Here is a 17959-nt window from a genome sequence, read left to right on the forward strand (position 1 = left end):
AATCATTGGTTCGATTCGGAGCCATCGAGAGGTTTGATCATTCTTATGAAACATTTATATCTGATTGTATTTCTTTTGATCCCTATGCAGTTATTTTCTTGGGATTTGGAGAAGGAGAAAAACGGGATCACTGTCCATACCAGAGAAGTAGAAGGTTCCGAATTAAAAGAATTCCGTGGTAAAACAAAATTGAAAGCGGATCTGAATACCGTGGTTTCTTTAATAGAAGACAATCCAAATTACGTAACTTGGTTCAAGGACTGCAAACATGCAGAAGCAGTTAAAGTTTTGAATACAAAAGAGAAATACATTTATATCCAAAATGGTGCTCCTTGGCCGGTGAATGATAGGGACTTTGTGGTCCATACAGTTTTCAGCCAAGATAAGACTACTGGAACAGTGACTTATACAATTCGATCTATTCCAAATATAGTCGCGGAAAAAAAAGGACTCATAAGAGGAATACTCAAAGGATTTTGGAAATTGGTACCAGCCGGAGATGAAATAGAGGTTACCTACCAGATCTTAAGCGATCCAGGTGGAAGTATCCCAAGCTCTATTGCAAATTTTGTAGTGGTGGATATTCCCTACGAAACATTAAAAAAAATGAAAGAGAAGGTGACTGAGTCTAAGTATATTAATTCTCCTAAACACCCTGATTTGGTTCTTCCAGTTTCTAAATAAGGATTAGGATTTTATAATTTATAATTCACGCCAAAAAACAGTCCGCCATACGCGGACTGCATGTCCAATTTTCTGGAATATTGATTGGAGAGAAGTATATTGTCTTGGTTTGCAGATTCGGTAAGAGGAGAAAGTCTTCCGTCCTGTCTTACATAAAAGGAAGCGGTATCTCCATTAAAAGAACCATCAAAAGAAGTGATATTGATCCAGGCTAAATAAGTTCCGAAACTTAAGCTGACTCTTTCATTGATTGGATGGATTAAGGAACCTTCTAATCTAAATTCTAACCCGCTTCCTCTCATGTTTCCATTTTGTTGGTAATATTCTTTGCCGTTTGTGGCATAACCATCTGTCACCCATAAAGCCCTTGTGATCCCGAGCCCTAACCCAGTCTCCCAACGGAAGTATCTGTTCAGTCTACCTTCTTGCCAGACCATTCCTAAAATATAAAAACTTTCCATTTGGAAATTCAGATTCGTATAAAAAGGTTCAGATGTTAGATTTGTGAGATGGAATGGATCGAAGTATCTGTAGCCAGCAATCATTCCGACCTTAAAATTTTCGCTTAATCTGGTCCTGGCTAAAAATTCTCCTTGGATACTCCCTCTTGTATTTTCCTGTTTTGTTTGGCTGGCAACTAGAGGGTTCAAATTGGAACTAAAACCGTTTAAATTCTGATCGAATCTATTCGGTCCTCTCATTCCAAAACCGAATCTGGCTCCAAATTCCCATTTATCCGCCGGCTCAGAAGCTCTGTTTTCAGGCATTTCCTTCAGTTTAGGCGTGGTTGTGACACTTTCTTCTGCGCCTAAGGAAATCATCCCGAAAAGGATTCCGGTCAGGATGATAGAATAGAAACTTGCTCTTCTTCCTTTGAGCCCCGACCGCTTTTTAAAAAGGAGTGGTTTTGGGACTGGATGCGTGAAAACTGTGTAGGAGCCCGGCATGCTAGCAGAATTTTCCGGGCCTAGAATTGTAAAAGCCTTTATTTTAAGGAAAGATTGATTGGGATGCTGACTACTAAACTATTTCCGTTCCTGGATTTGGATCTTCTAAAACCTTATTTCTACTTTTTAGTTTTTATTGGGTTGTACCTTACCTTCCGTTTGAAGTTTCCTCAGGTCCGGTTCCTATTTTTAGCGATTAAAATTTTTTCCGGGAACATGGACTACAAAGGTTCCCGAGGACGTTTGGTACATTCTCAGGCATTCTATGCCGGAACAGGTTCCTCTCTACTTCCAGGAGCAGTACTTGGTTCCGCACTTGCGTTGGTATTAGCAGGTCCAGGAGTTTTAGTCTGGATCTGGCTTTCCAGTTTTCTAATCATGCCGCTTCGTTTTGTATCTTCTACACTCGCGATCCGATTCAGGATCAAATTGGAAAGTGGAAGATATCTTTCAGGTCCAATGTATTTTATAGAAAAAGCACTTAGAGCTAGATGGCTTGCTATCGCTTTTTCTTTGGCCTGCTTGTTAACAGTACTTTCTATGGGAAGTGCTATGCCAATTTTAGGGGCTTCCTTCTTAGCTCAGAATGGATTGGACATCCAAGGGATGACAGTTCCGTTTTTAGTTTCTATCATTGTAGTGTTTGTAGTATTAGGTGGGATCAGAAGGATCGGAAGAGTTTCTGCTTATATCGCTCCAATAGGTCTCATTCTATTTTTCTTAAGTTATGTTCTATTGTTTAGGGATCATTTAGGAAACTTTTACTCCTTCTTAGAATCTGTATTCAAAGATGCGATGCAACCTTTCTCTCTTTTACTTGGAGGAGGATTTTCTCTCGCAAGAATATTCAGTACTGGAACAGGAATGTTCTTCTTATCCACAGAGACTGGGATCGGGAAAAGTGCCGGGGTAGCAGGAGTGGTTCGTACAGATTCCGCTGCAAAACAGGGAATTGTGAGCATGCTTGCCACATTCTTCGAAGGATTTGTGATCTCTACATTAGTGATCTATGCATTATTTTCCTTCGGGGTAAAAGATCTTGAGTCTGTTAAAAACTTCTTATCCGTATTGATAAACGGTCCTACAGATCCTGCAAGACTGGCTTTGATGGCGTCCTTCTTATTATTCTCCATAGTTGCAATCTCTGGATGGTTCTATACTGGAGAACAAAACGCCAGATATATCTTTGGGGAAAAATTCGCAAATGCGTATCGAATCCTTTTTGTAGCTTCTCTACTTGGCTCTGCATATGCTTACGTTCAATATGGAGAAGAATTCTTATTACAAGTATTCGGTATTGGATATGGGCTCGCACTTATTACTGCTGTTCCAGTCTTGATTAGCTTAGTTCTTCTAGCTAAGGTAGCTCAAGGGGAACTTCGGAAATTCTTAGAGGGTGGGGCGCATTACGAAATCTTTAAGGACTTCTATCTTCTTCTTCTTTCTATCCTTCCTAAAAACTTGGTTTCTTTATTATTCGGGATCTTGGCTTCTTTAAGATTGCCTAGGTTTATCATGATCCCGATTTTAAAGGCATTTGCAAAAGCTTATAAGATCAATTTGAATGAAGCAGAGTTGGAGATCCAAGAGTATAATTCTTTAAATCAATTTTTCACCAGAGCATTAAAAGCTGGTGCCAGGATCACAGACTCTGCTGAGAATGCACTTGTTTCTCCTGTGGATGCAAGGATCACAGGTTTTGGGGATATCAACGATCAAGTAATCCTGCAAGCTAAAGGTGTGGATTATAACCTGAAAGAATTGATTGGAGGGGACAAATACCTTTCTAAATTCCAGAACGGAAAATATATCACATTCTATCTTTCTCCTCAGGACTATCATAGGATCCATTCTCCTGCATATGGAAGAATATTAGGATATTATTATGAACCTGGAAAACTTTTTCCTGTAAATGAATTAGCAGTTTTTGGGATCAGAGGGCTTTTCCCTAAAAATGAAAGATTGATCACATTCTTACAGACCGAATTTGGACTTGTAGCAGTGATCAAAGTAGGAGCTTCCAACGTAGGTCGTATACGTGTGACCTATGATAAAAAGATTATCACAAATACTTTGATTAGAACCACTAAAGAAGAAGATTATAAAGACGTTTCTATCATGATCGATAAAGGTGCGGAACTAGGCAGGTTCGAAATGGGTTCAACCGTGATCTTGATCTTAGAAAGAGATACTTTCGATTTTGCGGAACTTCCTTTGAACGAAAAGGTAACTTACGGAACCACAATCGGAACTTTCAGAAAACAGGTCTTAAAACTTCCAAGATAATATGAGCCTTAGTTTAAAAGCGACTACACCAGAAACCATAGAATTCGATGAGAATATTCTAAAAATAGAATGGAAAGACGGAGTGATCTCCGAATTTCCTCTATTAGAACTCAGAAAAAGATGCCCTTGCGTGGTCTGCAAGGGAGGTCATGGCGGAAAAGTAGGTGCTACGACCGGTGGGATCAAAGAGGCCAAATTATTGTCTTTTTCCAAGGTGGGAAGATACGCAATCAATTTGGTCTGGGGAGATTACCATAATACAGGCATTTATAGCTTCGATTCTCTTAGATTATATGCACAGGGAGAACCTGGGGATCTAGGAATTCCTTGATTCTGCCTTTGGCTTCTCTTTCTAACTAAAATATGCCCCTTCCAAAGCCGAAATTAATAAAAGGCCTAATGGAGGGAGACAAAAGGGTGATCTTAAAATTCTTGAATCGGGTCCTTTTTGTCTTTCTGATATTTTCTGTATTTGCATCCCTCTCTCCGGAAAAGAAGAAGGAGCCGAATTCTCCTCTCAACCTGACCATTCCTTTCGATTGGTTTCCTATGGAACCATTTGCAGGGGGAATTTTTGCAGCAAAAGATTATAATGAGTCAGCAAGTGTTCTCATCACTCGAAAAGAATTAACAGAGCCTGTGGATCATGGCGCTTTGAATCGGGATTTCCAGATGGGTGTAATCGATTCCATCAAAAAGGGAAATGGCAGGATACTTGAATTCGGAGAATTGGAGGTAGCAAGCCGTCCTGCATTTAGAGTGTATTATAAAGATAAGGGAAGTAATCTTCATGTTCTACATATCACTTTATTTAAAGAGAATGTAATGTATGGAATTATGTTTTTCTGTTTAGGAGAAGATCCTGGCCAAAGATATGACGTCCAAAAAATGGTGAAGAAGGCTTATTTCAGAGTAGATACCTAAGAATTTTACATAGGCCGGATGAGCCAGACTTCAATCAAACACTGTGTAAAAACATTTTATAAGCTGGATTATCCGTCTCTTCTTCATAAGGATAACCTAAACTTTTCAGCCTTTCTCTAAAACCTTCTCTATCGGAAGAAGGAACCTGAAATCCAACTAATACTCTTCCGTAATCTGCCCCGTGATTTCTATAATGGAATAATGTAATATTCCAATTGGTTCCTAATGATTCCAGAAATTTCAATAAAGCCCCAGGACGTTCCGGGAATTCACATCTTAAAATGATCTCGTCTCTGAGTTCGGAAACTCTTCCGCCTACCATATAACGGATATGGATCTTAGCTGTTTCATTTGCGCTGATATCCAAAACTTGGTAACCTAAGGATTCTAATTCAGAAATTACCTTTTCTTTTTCAGAGTGAGCGCCTTTCAATTTTAAACCTACGAATACATGTGCTTGTTTGTCTGTCGCATATCTGTAATTGAATTCAGTAATGATCTTATTTCCCAAAGTCTGGACGAATTTTAAATAACTTCCAGTTTTTTCGGGGATAGTAACTCCGAGCAAAATTTCTCTGGATTCTCCAATTTCTGCTCTTTCTGCCACATGCCTAAGCCTATCAAAATTCATATTTGCGCCGCTATTGATTGCGATAAGCGCTCCTGTTCGATTCGGATTTTGATTAGCATAGGATTTTAGTCCTGCGAGAGATAGAGCACCTGCTGGTTCTGCGATCACTCTCATGTCTTCGAAAATATCTTTAACGGCTGCACAGATCTCGTCTGTGTTTGCTACTAATACATCATCCAATAGTTCTTTACATATATTGAATGTTTCTTCTCCAGCTTGTCTGACTGCGACACCGTCCGCAAATAATCCGACTCTATCTAAGATTACCCTTTTACCTGCAGAAATTGCTTCTTTCATAGAGGCTGCATCAGAAGGTTCTACTCCAATGACCTTGATCTCTGGTCTTAAAAATTTAATATAAGAAGCAACACCTGCTGCTAAACCTCCGCCTCCAATTGGAATAAAAATTGCTTCGATAGGTTCTGGATACTGCTGTAAAATTTCAAGACCTACAGTCCCTTGTCCTGCGATCACATCCGGATCGTCATAAGGATGAATAAATTTTAGTCCCTTCTCCTTTTCTAATTTTCTAGCATGAGAATATGCTTCATCGAAAGTATCTCCGTGAAGAACGATTTCTGCTCCGAAATATTGTACTGCTTCTATTTTAATAGATGGGGTAGTGATAGGCATCACAATGACTGCCTTGATCCCTAATTTTTGAGAGGAGAGAGCAACTCCTTGTGCATGATTTCCTGCGGAAGCACAGATCACTCCAGATTTTTTTTCCTCTGAAGAAAGTCTGGAGATTAGATTGTATGCTCCTCTGATCTTAAAGGAGAAGATTGGTTGGAGATCCTCCCTTTTTAAAAGAACCGTAGAATTTAATCTTTGGCTCATTCGGATCATTGGGTCCAAGGGAGTATGGACGGCGACGTCGTACACTCTCGCGTCTAAAATTTTGCGGATATAATCTATCACGAAAGGATTCCCCAATAGCAAAGTGCTCTTAGGGATAGAATTTAATATACTAGGATTTACTCCAAAGATTTTTTGATATTAAGATCCTTGGATCCTGCGGAGAAGTTCCGCTAATCTTTCCAAGGCTTCCTCCCAGAATCGGCTTATCTCTTGTTTTTCTTCTGGAACAGAAAAGAGGGCCGTAAAAAAGATCTTTTTCTTACGAAAGATATCCTGCGGAATTTCTTTAGTTGGAATCTCTTTTTTATCGGAAGGTTTATGAAAATAGTGGGAGTAGCCTCCCACTTTTGAGTCCATCTTAAGCTCCGGCTCTTTTCCTTTTTTGGAAAGGAAAAATGATGATCCAAAAACTCAGTATTTGCATCGGATTTACTTTCATATTCTATTTCCTTAATATTTGTTTTGTGTTTTGTTTCCCATCCAGGGTAATTAAACCTTTGCCAGAAGTTCTTCTAAACGATCAAAATTCTGTTCATTCCCATCCACGGCATAAACTTTGATCTGCTCACATTCCTCAGCAGTTTCGAATAACATTCTGAAAACCTTTTGGTCCCCACCAATTCTTCAATTGTTCAGGGTCAGTCCATGCTTTGAAAACTTTCTCTCTTGGAAAATTTACGACTCTTGTGCTTACGATTTCTTTAGGATTATCTTCGTTCATAATTTTTTCTCTCTGATTGAATTAAGCGAAAATCGCAGTAAGTTTATCGAGGGTTTGGGTCCAACCTTCTTCCATACCTTCAACTGCAGGATACAATTCCGGATCGACCTTGATAGGGAGTGCTCGCACTTGCAGTTCTGTCTGAGAACCTTTGTCCGCAAATAAAATGGTGATCTGGATTTCAGCCGCAGGTTTTTTGCCGTCCATCTCGAAAGCGATATAAGAGGAGAATACGATCTTTTCTAAAGCGACTATCTCCTTGTATGTCCCGTTCATAGGATTGATCCCACCATCCGGATCTTTCATGTGGATAAGTATCTCTCCGCCTGGACGAAGATCCAATTGACAGAGAGGAGCAGTAAACCCATGAGGACCCCACCATTGAGATACCATATTTGGATCTGTCCAAGCCTTCCAAACCAGATCTCTTGGTGCATTCAGAGTTCTGGTCAGTATCATTTCCTTAAATTCAGGTTGTTTGATCTCGTTCACAAACTTCTTCTCCGCTTTTTAAAAAATTATTATATTCTAAACTAATTCGGAATCGCTCCGAATTAGTTTACTTCTTTCCCAAGAAATTTTCTAGACGGCCAAGAGTTTCCCTAAGTCCATCCAGCGCGAAATCTGCAACATTTTTAACATCTTCTTCGCTCGGGAATCTGGATCTCATTGTAAGTTTGGTTTTGGAACCTTCTTCTTCGAAAAGAACAGTCACATGGAATTGTTTTGGATTAGAATCGTCGCCATGATCATAGACCAATTTTTCAGGTTTTACTACTTCTATAAATTCGATACGGTTTGGGTAATCTACTCCATCCGGACCATGCATTATAAATCTCCAGATCCCTCCGGGTTTTACGCTCATTTCATGAATTGTATTCGTAAAACCGTTTGGTCCCCACCAGATCGCCACGTGTTTTGGGTCAGTCCAAGCATCCCAAACTAATTCTCTTGGGGCATCAAAAGTTTTAATTCCTATAATTTCTTTTCCAACGACTGAAACTTCTGCTTTCATTCTATTTTCCTTATTTATATTCTATTAATATTATCTTGCTGCTTTTTCTAATTCTGCTGTTTCTGCATTCGCTTCCGGTTCTTTTCTATCCTTTAAGATGAAGAAGATCACGAATGCCAAAGCGATAGAGATCCCCACGCCCAAGAGAGATATGAAATGTAATGAATCAGTGAATGCACCTTGGGCAGTGCTAAGTAGTATTTGTCTACTTGGTTCCGGGAGTTCTTTTGCCACGGCTACCGCAGAAGCTAAAGTATTATGAGAACTTTCCCATTGTTGGGGAGTAAGTCCAGGAAGCTCAATTGAATTGATCCTGGATTTGAAGATAGCAACGCCTATACTTCCAAGTACTGCGATTCCTAAAACCCCACCGAATTCAGCGGCTGTTTCCGAAATAGAAGCTGCAGCTCCTGCTCTTTCTGGAGGTGCAGAGCTAACGATGATATCAGTTCCTAAAATTACAACGGTACAGATCCCAAAAGACATGATGAGAGATCCTGCGATGATCATCCAGATCCCGTTTTCGGCATTGATCAGAGTATACAAATACATTCCGATCGCGAGTAATACTAAACCGCCTAACAATACATATAACGGGCGCATAATACGAACGATCATATGGATGGTAAGAGATCCGACAATATTACCTAATGCTCCCGGGAGAGTCCAGAGCCCTGCTTCTAAAGGAGAAAGCCCTAGAACCAATTGTAAATATTGGGAAATGAACAAGAAAGCTCCCAAACCAACAAAAATTGTCATGGTATTTCCTACAACTGCAGCGGTGAACGCGGGAAGTTTGAATAATTGAAGATCTATCATCGGATCTGCAAGAGTAGTTTGTCTTTTGATGAAGATTGTCCCAATCAAAAGTCCGGCAAGTATCGTAAGAGTAGGGACGACTCCCCAACCATTCTCTGCTATTTGTTTTAAACCATAGATGATAGAGAGCACAGATATTAGGGATAGGATTGCGCTAGGCAGATCCATCTTGCCAGCATTAGGATCTTTGAATTCAGGAAGAAGTTTAGGTCCAACGATAAGAAGAAGGATCATAACCGGAACGCTCATCAAAAAAACAGAACCCCACCAGAAATATTCCAATAGAACCCCGCCTGCAAGGGGACCGATCGCTCCGCCTAAAGAAAAGCTCATTCCCCAAATACCGATCGCAAATGTCCTTTCCGCAGGATCCAAAAACATATTACGAATTAATGATAAAGTAGAAGGAGCCAAAGTTGCTGCCGTGATCCCTAAAATCGCACGGGTCAGAATCAAAATTTCGGAACTAGGAGAAAATGCCGCAAGAACGGATGCTACTCCGAATGCTGCTGCTCCATAAAGAAGAAGTTTACGACGACCAATTCTATCTCCAAGATTTCCCATGATCACAAGAAATCCTGCGACTAAAAATCCATAGATATCCATGATCCATAATTGTTGAGAAGGAGTAGGATTTAGGTCTGCGGACAATTGAGGAGCCGCCAGATAAAGAACCGTTAAATCCATTGCATATAACAAGCAAGGCAGTGCAATTACTGCTAAGCCGATCCACTCTTTTTTAGTGGCTTTTGGTGTGTTTTCAGTTTTAGTTTCAGACATTCTGAATTTACCTTTTTATATAATTCTAATATAGCACCGGGACAAATTCCCGAATAACCGATCTATTTTTCCGACTCTTTGTTTTTGGCTTGGAGTTGTTGTAGATATGCATCCAAACGATCCAAACTTTCTTCCCAGAAATGACGGTAATGATCTAACCAACCGGAAGCTTCTTTTAGACCGTCCGGTCGAATCTTACAAGGCCTCCATTGCGCCTCTCTTCCCCTTTCAATCAGCCCAGCTTTTTCCAAAACCTTTAGGTGTTTAGAAATACCGGGCAGACTCATATTGAAAGGTTCCGCCAATTCCTTAACAGTTGCTTCTCCGGAGACCAAATAGAGAAGGATCTCCCTTCTTGTTGGGTCTGCCAGAGCTGCAAAAGTATTACTCAGTCGATCGGATTGTGTGTCGTATTTAACCATCTAGTTAATTTACCATTTGGTAAAATACAGGACTTCCAATCGCCCGTCAAGCCCAATCTACGTAAAAATTTCGAAAAAATACCCTCGAAGTCTGGTCTGGGACTAAGAAGGCCAGAGGGAATGAATTTTCCGTGCGCACATTTAGAGAATTTGGAAACGGAATGGCGTGAAATATACACGCTATTTTGCTAAGGTATTACGTCGGCGGCCAGAAATCCGATTGGAATGGGTGATAGAAACTATTTCCAATCCGGACTATATGGTCATCCAAATTGACAAAAGATTTCGCTATTGGAAATGGTTTGACGAAGCTGAAAAATATCTTCGTGTTATTACCTTAGAGGACAGAGAAACCGTCCATAACGCCTTTTTTGACAGGAGGTTTAAAAAATGAAAATTACCCATTACCCTGAAACTGATTCTATCTATATCGATTTGGCTAATCGTCCTTCTGCTGAAACGAGGGAAGTGAATACGGATCTAAATATCGATTTAGATGCAGAAGGGAAGCTTGTTGGGATCGATATTCATGGAAATGCATCTCAATACGTAGACCTTTCTTCTTTTCATATCGAGACCTTGGAAACCTAAGTCCCTTCTTCGCAAAATAGACTTGTTTTTACTCCTGAATCGGGTTCTTATCTATATGTTCTCCGGCCTTTTCCCACCTATTTTCTGAGCAAGAAAAAAAAGGGTCGACAAAATTCTTTTTATTATGTCTCCTAATCCAAAACTAAGAGAGAGTGCCCAAGATGGGTGAAGGATCCCTTTCCCAGGAAGAAATAGACGCCCTTTTAGCGGGTGCAAACGATTCATTTGATCCAGGCAGTAGCATGGCTGCCGGAGGCGGGTCCAAGGAAGCTGCCGGTTTATCTCCGGTAGATAGGGACCTTCTGTCTGATTTTCTCTCTCATTGTTTTATGACTGCGGGAAATACCTTAGCAGCCATTCTTTCCAAAACTTCTAACTTCATGAATCCAACTTCCGAGGCAAAATCTCGGAAAGATGTAGAAGCGGAACTTAAGTCCAATACGTTTTTATTATATTCTACCTATTCAGGAAATTTGAATGGTAGGGTGGTTCTTGCGATGGGCGCGGATAATGCGGCTCGTATTGCAAATATGATGATGGGCGGCTTCGATTCGGGTGGTCTGGACGAGGGCCAGCTCCAAACTTTAAGAGATAGTTTGACTCCTATTATGGGGGCTCTTCAATCTCAGATCGCTGCTAAGACTGGCGGCGGAGTAAATGGTTCTCCTGCAGAAACTAGACATGTAACTTCTCCTGCTGCACTCGTGCTTCCTGAAGGTGATCCACTTGTAAGGACATTCTTTAACTTAGCAATCGAAGGACTTCCTTCTTTTAGGATTCAGTTCCTTCTTTCTTTATCGATGGCAAATGATATTCTCTCTCTTTCCAAAAGGTCCGGAGGAGGAGGGGGAGGCGACTATGGTGGCGGTGGCTACCAAGGCGGAATGGGCGGCGGCGGAATTTCCCAAGTAGGAATGAAGGGAGTTTCTTTCCCGAACCTTGCTACTGCAAGTGGCTCTCAAGGTACTCCGAATTTAAATCTTCTCATGGACGTTCAGATGTCTGTGACTGTGGAACTCGGAAGAACTAAGATGTATATTAAAGATATCTTAGGCTTGGGAGAAGGTTCCATTATCGAGTTGGATAAACTTGCGGGTGAACCTGTGGACCTTTTGGTGAACGGCAAGCTGATTGCGAAGGGAGAGGTCGTGGTCATCGACGAAAACTTCGGTGTGCGTGTAACGGATATCGTAAGTCCGGCCGATAGGATCAAGCCGGAGTCGGGAGGCGGATGAGCCGAATTTTTCAAACGATCCATTCGTTTTTTTCAGGATTCGGCTCCTTCGCTTTGGCGTTCGGAGTCTTTTGTATTTTATCGGGTATCGCTGGAGGATTATACTCCCAAGGTTCCGAAAGAGAACAAATGGACGAAGTTCTTAAAAGAGAACTGGGCACTGTTGATAAAAAAACTACCGAGTCTTCGGCACCTTCTACTCCTAAACAAGAAGAGAAGAAGGAAACGGCAACTGACTCAGCACCGAATCCTGTGGAAGAAAGATATAAGCCTATTTCAGATGGGCCAAGTCTCGCAGGGATTTTATTCAGGATCGTTCTTGTACTCGGAATTCTTTGTGGGGCTGCGTATTGGGTTTTAAGAACTCTCGCAAAATCCAGAGAGGGTTCTCTTCCAGTTAGGGGAGAAATGAATCTTCTGGGAAGTTTGAACTTGGGCACGAACAAACAGCTCCAGATTGTAGAAGTGACTGGGCAAATTTTCGTGTTGGGTGTGGCGGATAACGGTATTAATTTAATCTCCGAAATTACGGATACGGAGACTAAGTCGAGGCTCCAGAGAATGAGAGACGAATTTAAACCTCCTGAAGGTGGTTTTTTGGTCACTGCTTTGGAACAATTAAAGGATTTGAATATTCGTCTGACAGGAAAATCGGAAGATGAAGAACAGACTCTTCGCCAAACTCCGGGTGAAAGAAAAGAGAAACAGAGAAAACTCAAAGAGAAGTTAGACGAAATTAAGAAGGAAAGGAATAATCTGGAGAACGGATTATTCGATTTGAACTAGGGGGAAAAGTGGGAGAGGGGTTCGCTACAAAGGCAGGGAAAAAGTTTTCCGAGAGTATGAGACATAAATCGGTTATGTGGAAGATACTTTCAGGAGTCCTTCTTTTTGCCGTTTTGATCATTGCAATCCCGGAAGATATATTCTCCCAAGCAAATACACCTAGGATTCCTATCCCAAATCTGAATATCAATGTGAATGAAGCAAAAGGTCCTAGAGAAACAAGTCTCTCTTTGATGATCTTGTTTTTGGTCACAATTCTTTCTTTGGCTCCTGCCATCGTGATGTCTTTGACTTCTTTCACTAAAATAGTAATCGTTTTAGATTTTGTGAGAAGGGCACTTTCTATCCAGAACCTTCCGCCTAATCAGGTAATGGTGGGGCTCGCGTTATTTATGACCTTCTTCATTATGGCGCCTACCTTAAATATCGTGTACGAGAAAGGTTTGAATCCGTACATGGAAGGTAAGATTGATACAAACGAATTTTTTGATAAGTCCATGATCCCTCTCAGAGAATTTATGATGAGGCAGATTGGGACAAGTGGAGCCAAGGATGTGGCTCTATTTTTAAAAATCGGAAAAGTAGAGAATGTAGAATCATTCGATGATGTTCCGAATTACGTTCTGATTCCCGCATTTATGCTTTCGGAGATAAAGAAGGCCTTTTGGATCGGGATCATCATATTTATTCCGTTTATCGTAGTGGATCTTGTGGTTGCTTCTGCACTTCTTTCCATGGGTTTGAATATGCTTCCTCCTGTGATGGTGAGTTTGCCGTTTAAATTGATCTTATTCGTTCTTGTGGATGGTTGGAATTTAATCGTCTACGAGCTCGTAAGGAGTTATAAATGACGGAAGTAGATGCAATCACTCTGATCAGAGACGCATTGTTTGTGACTCTGAAACTTTCTTCTCCTATCTTGCTAACTGCAATGGTAGTGGGTCTGATCATAGGTATTTTACAAACCACAACTTCAATACAAGAGCCTACAATTGCTTTTGTTCCTAAGTTATTATCCATTTTTGCAGTGATCGTGATCTTTGCGGGTTGGATGCTTCAGACAATGACAGATTATACCAGGGATCTTTTCCTGATGATAGAGAAGTTTTAGATTAGAAAAATGGAATACTTTATTGGAAATTTCCAAGTGTTTCTTCTGATCCTGGCGAGGATCGTGGGGCTTCTATCTGTGGCTCCTGTGTTTTCCTTTGCCTCAATCACTTTTGCTCAAAGGATGACTCTTGGTTTTCTAATCGCTGTAATTTTATTTCCTGTAAGTGCATCCTTTGTTCCTCCGATCCCAGGTAATATGGCTGATTATGGTTTAGTTGTGATGGCCGAGGTTCTGATCGGTATCCTCATGGGATTTTTAGTGAGCTTGGTATTTTCATCCTTCCAGATGGCTGGAGAATTTTTTAACGTCCAACTTGGTTTCGGTTACGCTGAGATCTTGGATCCAATTTCCCAAACAAGCCTTCCTGTGATCAGTACTCTTAAAAATATGTTGGGCATGCTCCTGTTTCTTTCATTGGGAGCTTACCGTTTTCTATTCGAAAGTTTGGTATATTCTTTTGAGAAGGTGCAAGTTCTGAAACTTGTTCCTGAGATCCAAGACGGTTTTTATAAGGCTATGGAAGAAGCGATTGGTGCTATGTTCCTAGTCGCTTTCAAAATTTCTCTGCCTATACTTGGAGTTTTATTCTTAGTTACTGTTTCAGAAGCGTTGATGGGGAAAGCAGCTCCTCAATTAAATATTCTTCAGCTTAGCTTTCCGATCAAGATCGCGATTGGCCTTGTGGTCATGATCCTAATTGTTCCGTTTTTGATTACTCAGATGGATAATGCATTCCAGCTCTCTTTCGAGAAAATGAATCTAATGCTGAAAGGATGGCCAAACTAATGGGATCCTTTTGGAAGAAGATACAGGAATTTTTCTCTAAGACTGTCTTGTTGGAATTCCAACATACGATTGCGCACACTCAGCCAATTCCTGCTGCTGCTCCTTTCCGAATTGATCTGCAATTATTCGCAGCAGAGGACGAGGGACGTACACAACCAGCCAGCGAAAGAAGAAGAAGGGAAGAAAGAGAAAAAGGAAATGTTCCTAAAAGCCCTGAGGTCGCTTCTGCGATCGTTCTATTAGCGGGTATTGTACTAATGTATCTTATGGGAGAATATTTTTTCATGAGATCTTATTATCTTTTGAGAAAATATTTTTTCGGAATACGTTCTGCGAATGTGATTAGTTCTGAAACTGTAAGTGCACTTTTGAATAATGCTCTTGTGGATATTACTCAGCTGCTTCTTCCTTTAATGGGAATCACAGTGGTCGCTGCGATCGTAGGTAATGTTGTCCAAACAGGATTTTTATTCGCACCTAGAGCACTTGCATTCAATTTCGGCCGGATACGTCCTAATTTCAAAAAGGTACTTCCGAATCGTCAGACATTATTCGGCTTAGCAAAATCATTAGTCAAAGTGGCTGCAATCGCTTGGGTTTCTTATTTTGTAATAGAGAAGGACTTCTTCAAGATACTAATGCTCGGAAATATGGGGCTTGAAGAATCAGTAGCTTTAATCACTTACACAGCATTTAAAATTTTTATGGTAGTGGGGATACTCCTTCTTGCGATCAGTGTTGGGGATTACTTCTTCCAAAGATATGAATACGAAGAAGCACTCAAAATGACTCCTTCTGAATCCAAAAGAGAGATGAAGGAACAAGATGGGGACCCTTCTTTACAGGCCAGAAGAAGACAAATGGCCAGAGACCAGATCAAAAAAAGCAAGATGCTGGCAGAAGTTCCCAAAGCAGATGTGGTCATTACAAATCCGACTCACTTTGCAGTGGCATTAGAGTATAAACCTAATAAACACAGAGCACCTGTTGTGATCGCAAAGGGTGTGGACGATTTCGCATTACGTATTATCCGGGTGGCAAAGGCGAATGATATCGTCACAGTGGAAGACCGCCCAATGGCAAGGACACTTTATGATGAGGTGGAAATTGGCCAGGAAGTTCCTGCCAAATTCTATACCGCACTTAGCGTGATCTTTACAAAACTCGAATCTTTCCGGAAAGCGTTCCGAAACGCTTCTTAGACCTAGGAGAATATTATGGATAAGAAATGGTATACACAATCCGACTTTATCCTGGGTGCGGGGGCAGTTGCAGTCGTAGGGATGCTCGTAGTTCCTCTGCCTGGATTTATTTTAGATCTTCTGATCTTATTCAGTTTAGCTTTGAGTTTACTCATTGTTTTGACCTCTTTATCTATCAAGGAGCCTTCTGAGTTTTCTATTTTTCCTAGCTTATTGCTTATCACTACGATCTATCGATTAGCACTGAACGTTTCTACTACTAGACAAATTTTGTCCAAGGGTCCTGCGGTAAACAGTGCGATCATAGATGCATTCGGATCCTTTATCGTAGGAAGTGAATCCGGTTTAAGTAAGTATGTAGTTGGATTTATTATCTTCTTAATCTTAGTGATCGTTCAGGTGCTCGTGATCACTAAAGGTGCGACCCGTATCTCGGAAGTGGCAGCAAGGTTCACATTGGATGCATTGCCTGGTAAACAAATGGCAATCGATATGGAACTTTCTACCGGGAATATCAACGAGGCAGAAGCTCGTAAAAGAAGAAAGAAGATTGAAGACGAAGTGGATTTTTACGGTTCCATGGATGGAGCGAGTAAGTTCGTACAAGGGGACGTACGAGCAGGATTAATCATTACTGCGATCAACCTGATTGGTGGAGTTATCATCGGTGCAAGTATCCGAGGTGAATCTTTTATATCTGCAGTTGAAACTTACGGAAAGTTCACTATCGGTGACGGACTGGTTTCCCAGATCCCGGCACTTCTTACCACTGTTGCTACAGGTATTATCGTTACTCGTTCCGGATCAGAATCGGATCTTGCAAAACAATTCAAAACACAACTATTTGCAAACTCAAAAGTTTTGTATGTAGTCGCGGCATCCATGGGTCTTGGTGCATTTATCCCAGGTTTACCTTTTATTCCGATGGTGCTTCTATCAGGTGGACTTGCGTATCTTGCTTACTCTCTTGAAAGAACTGTACAAGAACAGCTCGAGGTTTTGGAGAAGAAAGAAAAAGAAGCAGTTGGAGATCGCAAACCTCGGGATTATTACGACGAACTTAGGATCGAACCTATCGAGATCGAATTCGGATATCATTTGGTGCCATTGGTAGATGCTTCTCAAGGTGGGACATTGATGGACCAAATTTCCAATTTAAGAGGAAAGTTTGCACGTGAAAGTGGGATCGTTATTCCTCCAATTCGTATATTAGATAATTTGGAAATTCCTCCTGATCAATTCACTATCAAGATCAATGGTGTGGAAGTCGGTTCCAGTACGATCCGTCCTGAAAAATTAATGGCGATGCCTTCTGCAGAAAGCCAGGATCTTTCTTCTATCGAGGGAGAATCTTTCATGGAACCTGCTTATGGAAGAACTGCAAAATGGATCTCTGCCGATTCGAAAGGAGATGCGGAGTCCAAAGGTTTTATCGTAGTGGACTCTTCTACAGTAATTATCACATATTTAAGAGAATTACTTGCGACTCATGCTTCCAGTCTGCTCGGAAGAGAAGAAGTCAAAAAACTTCTGGATCATTACAGATCTCAATACCCAACACTTATCCAAGAATTGGAAGCGGACAAACCAGGGAATTTGGGAATGTTGCAGCAAGTCCTTCAAAATCTTCTCAGAGAAGGTTTGGGAATCCGCAATCTTGTTCCAATTTTGGAAACAGTTGCAAACAAAATGGGCAAGTATCCGAATCCATATGTTCTTACAGAATTCGTAAGGCAATCCATATCCAATACTATCGTAAAAGATTATATGGTGGATGGAAAATTACAGGTTATCGTGGTAGAAGGTCGGGTGCTCGACAGATTGAACAAATCTCTGGCACAGGATCGTTTGGAAGGAAGAGATATTTTGGTACTTCCTCCAGATTTCCAAAGAAGACTTCTCGAATCTGTAGCGGATATGAATCGCAGGGTCCAAGAAGGAAGAGGATTCCCGATTTATGTGGTGAATAGAGAAGTGAGAATGCCTTTTGCTTATTTTTTAGCGAAAGAATTCCCACCTAGAAACTTCGCAGTTCTTGCATTAGAAGAAGTTCATTCTTCCGTTCCTACTGTAATTGCAGGTGAACTAAGAATTGCACAAGCCCAGGCGGCGGAACCCGCAGAAGTGGTTTAAGAAAACGTAATATTTTAATCGAA

General features: G+C 40.9%; 19 protein-coding genes and 1 pseudogene. 12 read left to right on the top strand and 8 right to left on the bottom strand.

Features of this window, described 5'->3' with window-relative positions:
- Positions 1–45 precede the first annotated feature (45 nt).
- On the top strand, positions 46–684 hold the full coding sequence (locus CH362_RS06545) for an START domain-containing protein (RefSeq protein WP_100709559.1): 639 nt from the start codon (positions 46–48) through the stop codon (positions 682–684).
- Between the two features lie 11 nt (positions 685–695).
- Here the strand turns inward: CH362_RS06545 and CH362_RS06550 are convergent, their stop codons facing one another.
- Positions 696–1505 carry an LIC_11366 family protein gene (locus CH362_RS06550; protein ID WP_100709766.1) on the bottom strand — a complete coding sequence of 270 codons (810 nt, stop codon included), beginning with the start codon at positions 1503–1505 and terminating at the stop codon, positions 696–698.
- Between the two features lie 189 nt (positions 1506–1694).
- Between CH362_RS06550 and asd the strand changes: the two genes are divergently transcribed.
- The 3 genes from asd (at position 1695) to CH362_RS06565 (ending at position 4841) form a co-directional block, all read left to right on the top strand.
- Positions 1695–3917: an archaetidylserine decarboxylase gene (gene asd, locus CH362_RS06555; RefSeq protein WP_100709560.1), complete on the top strand. Its 2223-nt coding sequence runs from the start codon at positions 1695–1697 to the stop codon at positions 3915–3917.
- A 1-nt stretch (position 3918) separates the two neighbouring features.
- On the top strand, positions 3919–4248 hold the full coding sequence (locus tag CH362_RS06560; RefSeq protein ID WP_100709561.1) for a DUF971 domain-containing protein: 330 nt from the start codon (positions 3919–3921) through the stop codon (positions 4246–4248).
- 86 nt (positions 4249–4334) lie between these two features.
- Complete coding sequence (locus CH362_RS06565; protein ID WP_244280497.1) at positions 4335–4841, top strand: hypothetical protein; 507 nt, start codon at positions 4335–4337, stop codon at positions 4839–4841.
- 34 nt (positions 4842–4875) lie between these two features.
- Here the strand turns inward: CH362_RS06565 and ilvA are convergent, their stop codons facing one another.
- The 7 genes and pseudogenes from ilvA to CH362_RS06600 form a co-directional block, all read right to left on the bottom strand.
- Positions 4876–6393 carry a threonine ammonia-lyase, biosynthetic gene (ilvA, locus tag CH362_RS06570; protein ID WP_100709768.1) on the bottom strand — a complete coding sequence of 506 codons (1518 nt, stop codon included), beginning with the start codon at positions 6391–6393 and terminating at the stop codon, positions 4876–4878.
- Between the two features lie 78 nt (positions 6394–6471).
- Entirely contained in the window at positions 6472–6690 is a 219-nt protein-coding gene (locus CH362_RS06575; protein WP_100709562.1) for a hypothetical protein, read from the bottom strand.
- Between the two features lie 235 nt (positions 6691–6925).
- Positions 6926–7054 (bottom strand): annotated as a pseudogene (locus CH362_RS19525) (SRPBCC domain-containing protein); the annotation flags it as partial.
- Positions 7055–7075: 21 nt separating this feature from the next.
- Entirely contained in the window at positions 7076–7546 is a 471-nt protein-coding gene (locus CH362_RS06585; protein WP_100709563.1) for an SRPBCC family protein, read from the bottom strand.
- 67 nt (positions 7547–7613) lie between these two features.
- Positions 7614–8069, bottom strand: a complete 456-nt coding sequence (locus CH362_RS06590) for an SRPBCC family protein (protein ID WP_100709564.1) — start codon at positions 8067–8069, stop codon at positions 7614–7616.
- A 30-nt stretch (positions 8070–8099) separates the two neighbouring features.
- A complete protein-coding gene (locus tag CH362_RS06595) occupies positions 8100–9668 on the bottom strand; it encodes an MFS transporter (protein WP_100709565.1) in 1569 nt (522 codons plus the stop codon).
- A 62-nt stretch (positions 9669–9730) separates the two neighbouring features.
- Complete coding sequence (locus tag CH362_RS06600; protein WP_100709566.1) at positions 9731–10090, bottom strand: ArsR/SmtB family transcription factor; 360 nt, start codon at positions 10088–10090, stop codon at positions 9731–9733.
- Between the two features lie 390 nt (positions 10091–10480).
- Here CH362_RS06600 and CH362_RS06605 point away from each other — a divergent pair, with 390 nt between their 5' ends.
- From CH362_RS06605 to CH362_RS06640, 8 genes are all read left to right on the top strand, one after another.
- On the top strand, positions 10481–10681 hold the full coding sequence (locus CH362_RS06605; protein WP_100709567.1) for a DUF2283 domain-containing protein: 201 nt from the start codon (positions 10481–10483) through the stop codon (positions 10679–10681).
- Between the two features lie 161 nt (positions 10682–10842).
- Complete coding sequence (gene fliN / locus CH362_RS06610; RefSeq protein ID WP_100709568.1) at positions 10843–11916, top strand: flagellar motor switch protein FliN; 1074 nt, start codon at positions 10843–10845, stop codon at positions 11914–11916.
- Complete coding sequence (gene fliO, locus CH362_RS06615) at positions 11913–12701, top strand: flagellar biosynthetic protein FliO (RefSeq protein ID WP_100709569.1); 789 nt, start codon at positions 11913–11915, stop codon at positions 12699–12701. The genes fliN and fliO overlap by 4 nt, the downstream gene beginning before the upstream one ends.
- Before the next feature lie 56 nt (positions 12702–12757).
- The gene (gene fliP, locus CH362_RS06620) at positions 12758–13552 is read left to right on the top strand and encodes a flagellar type III secretion system pore protein FliP (protein ID WP_208859544.1); all 795 of its coding nucleotides are present in this window, start codon (positions 12758–12760) and stop codon (positions 13550–13552) included.
- Complete coding sequence (gene fliQ, locus CH362_RS06625) at positions 13549–13812, top strand: flagellar biosynthesis protein FliQ (protein WP_100707118.1); 264 nt, start codon at positions 13549–13551, stop codon at positions 13810–13812. Before fliP ends, fliQ begins: the two co-directional genes overlap by 4 nt.
- A 9-nt stretch (positions 13813–13821) precedes the next feature.
- Positions 13822–14601 (top strand): flagellar biosynthetic protein FliR, encoded by a 780-nt coding sequence (gene fliR, locus CH362_RS06630; protein ID WP_100709570.1) that lies wholly within the window; start codon positions 13822–13824, stop codon positions 14599–14601.
- Positions 14601–15803 (top strand): EscU/YscU/HrcU family type III secretion system export apparatus switch protein, encoded by a 1203-nt coding sequence (locus tag CH362_RS06635; RefSeq protein ID WP_244280498.1) that lies wholly within the window; start codon positions 14601–14603, stop codon positions 15801–15803. The genes fliR and CH362_RS06635 overlap by 1 nt, the downstream gene beginning before the upstream one ends.
- Positions 15804–15818: 15 nt before the next feature.
- The gene (locus CH362_RS06640; RefSeq protein ID WP_100709572.1) at positions 15819–17936 is read left to right on the top strand and encodes a flagellar biosynthesis protein FlhA; all 2118 of its coding nucleotides are present in this window, start codon (positions 15819–15821) and stop codon (positions 17934–17936) included.
- Positions 17937–17959: the final 23 nt, after the last annotated feature.

This window comes from Leptospira saintgironsiae, from assembly GCF_002811765.1.
In the GTDB taxonomy this organism is placed as follows: Bacteria; Spirochaetota; Leptospiria; order Leptospirales; family Leptospiraceae; genus Leptospira_B; species Leptospira_B saintgironsiae.

What these genes read in the sequence shown, in the direction of transcription:
- fliQ (WP_100707118.1), top strand. Translation starts at nt 13,549, where the DNA reads ATGACGGAAGTAGATGCAATCACTCTGATCAGAGACGCATTGTTTGTG.
- CH362_RS06595 (WP_100709565.1), bottom strand. Translation starts at nt 9,668, where the DNA reads ATGTCTGAAACTAAAACTGAAAACACACCAAAAGCCACTAAAAAAGAG.
- CH362_RS06590 (WP_100709564.1), bottom strand. Translation starts at nt 8,069, where the DNA reads ATGAAAGCAGAAGTTTCAGTCGTTGGAAAAGAAATTATAGGAATTAAA.
- CH362_RS06640 (WP_100709572.1), top strand. Translation starts at nt 15,819, where the DNA reads ATGGATAAGAAATGGTATACACAATCCGACTTTATCCTGGGTGCGGGG.
- CH362_RS06605 (WP_100709567.1), top strand. Translation starts at nt 10,481, where the DNA reads ATGAAAATTACCCATTACCCTGAAACTGATTCTATCTATATCGATTTG.
- fliO (WP_100709569.1), top strand. Translation starts at nt 11,913, where the DNA reads ATGAGCCGAATTTTTCAAACGATCCATTCGTTTTTTTCAGGATTCGGC.
- CH362_RS06560 (WP_100709561.1), top strand. Translation starts at nt 3,919, where the DNA reads ATGAGCCTTAGTTTAAAAGCGACTACACCAGAAACCATAGAATTCGAT.
- fliP (WP_208859544.1), top strand. Translation starts at nt 12,758, where the DNA reads ATGAGACATAAATCGGTTATGTGGAAGATACTTTCAGGAGTCCTTCTT.
- asd (WP_100709560.1), top strand. Translation starts at nt 1,695, where the DNA reads ATGCTGACTACTAAACTATTTCCGTTCCTGGATTTGGATCTTCTAAAA.
- CH362_RS06550 (WP_100709766.1), bottom strand. Translation starts at nt 1,505, where the DNA reads ATGATTTCCTTAGGCGCAGAAGAAAGTGTCACAACCACGCCTAAACTG.
- CH362_RS06600 (WP_100709566.1), bottom strand. Translation starts at nt 10,090, where the DNA reads ATGGTTAAATACGACACACAATCCGATCGACTGAGTAATACTTTTGCA.
- CH362_RS06545 (WP_100709559.1), top strand. Translation starts at nt 46, where the DNA reads ATGAAACATTTATATCTGATTGTATTTCTTTTGATCCCTATGCAGTTA.
- CH362_RS06635 (WP_244280498.1), top strand. Translation starts at nt 14,601, where the DNA reads ATGGGATCCTTTTGGAAGAAGATACAGGAATTTTTCTCTAAGACTGTC.
- fliN (WP_100709568.1), top strand. Translation starts at nt 10,843, where the DNA reads ATGGGTGAAGGATCCCTTTCCCAGGAAGAAATAGACGCCCTTTTAGCG.
- CH362_RS06575 (WP_100709562.1), bottom strand. Translation starts at nt 6,690, where the DNA reads ATGGACTCAAAAGTGGGAGGCTACTCCCACTATTTTCATAAACCTTCC.
- fliR (WP_100709570.1), top strand. Translation starts at nt 13,822, where the DNA reads ATGGAATACTTTATTGGAAATTTCCAAGTGTTTCTTCTGATCCTGGCG.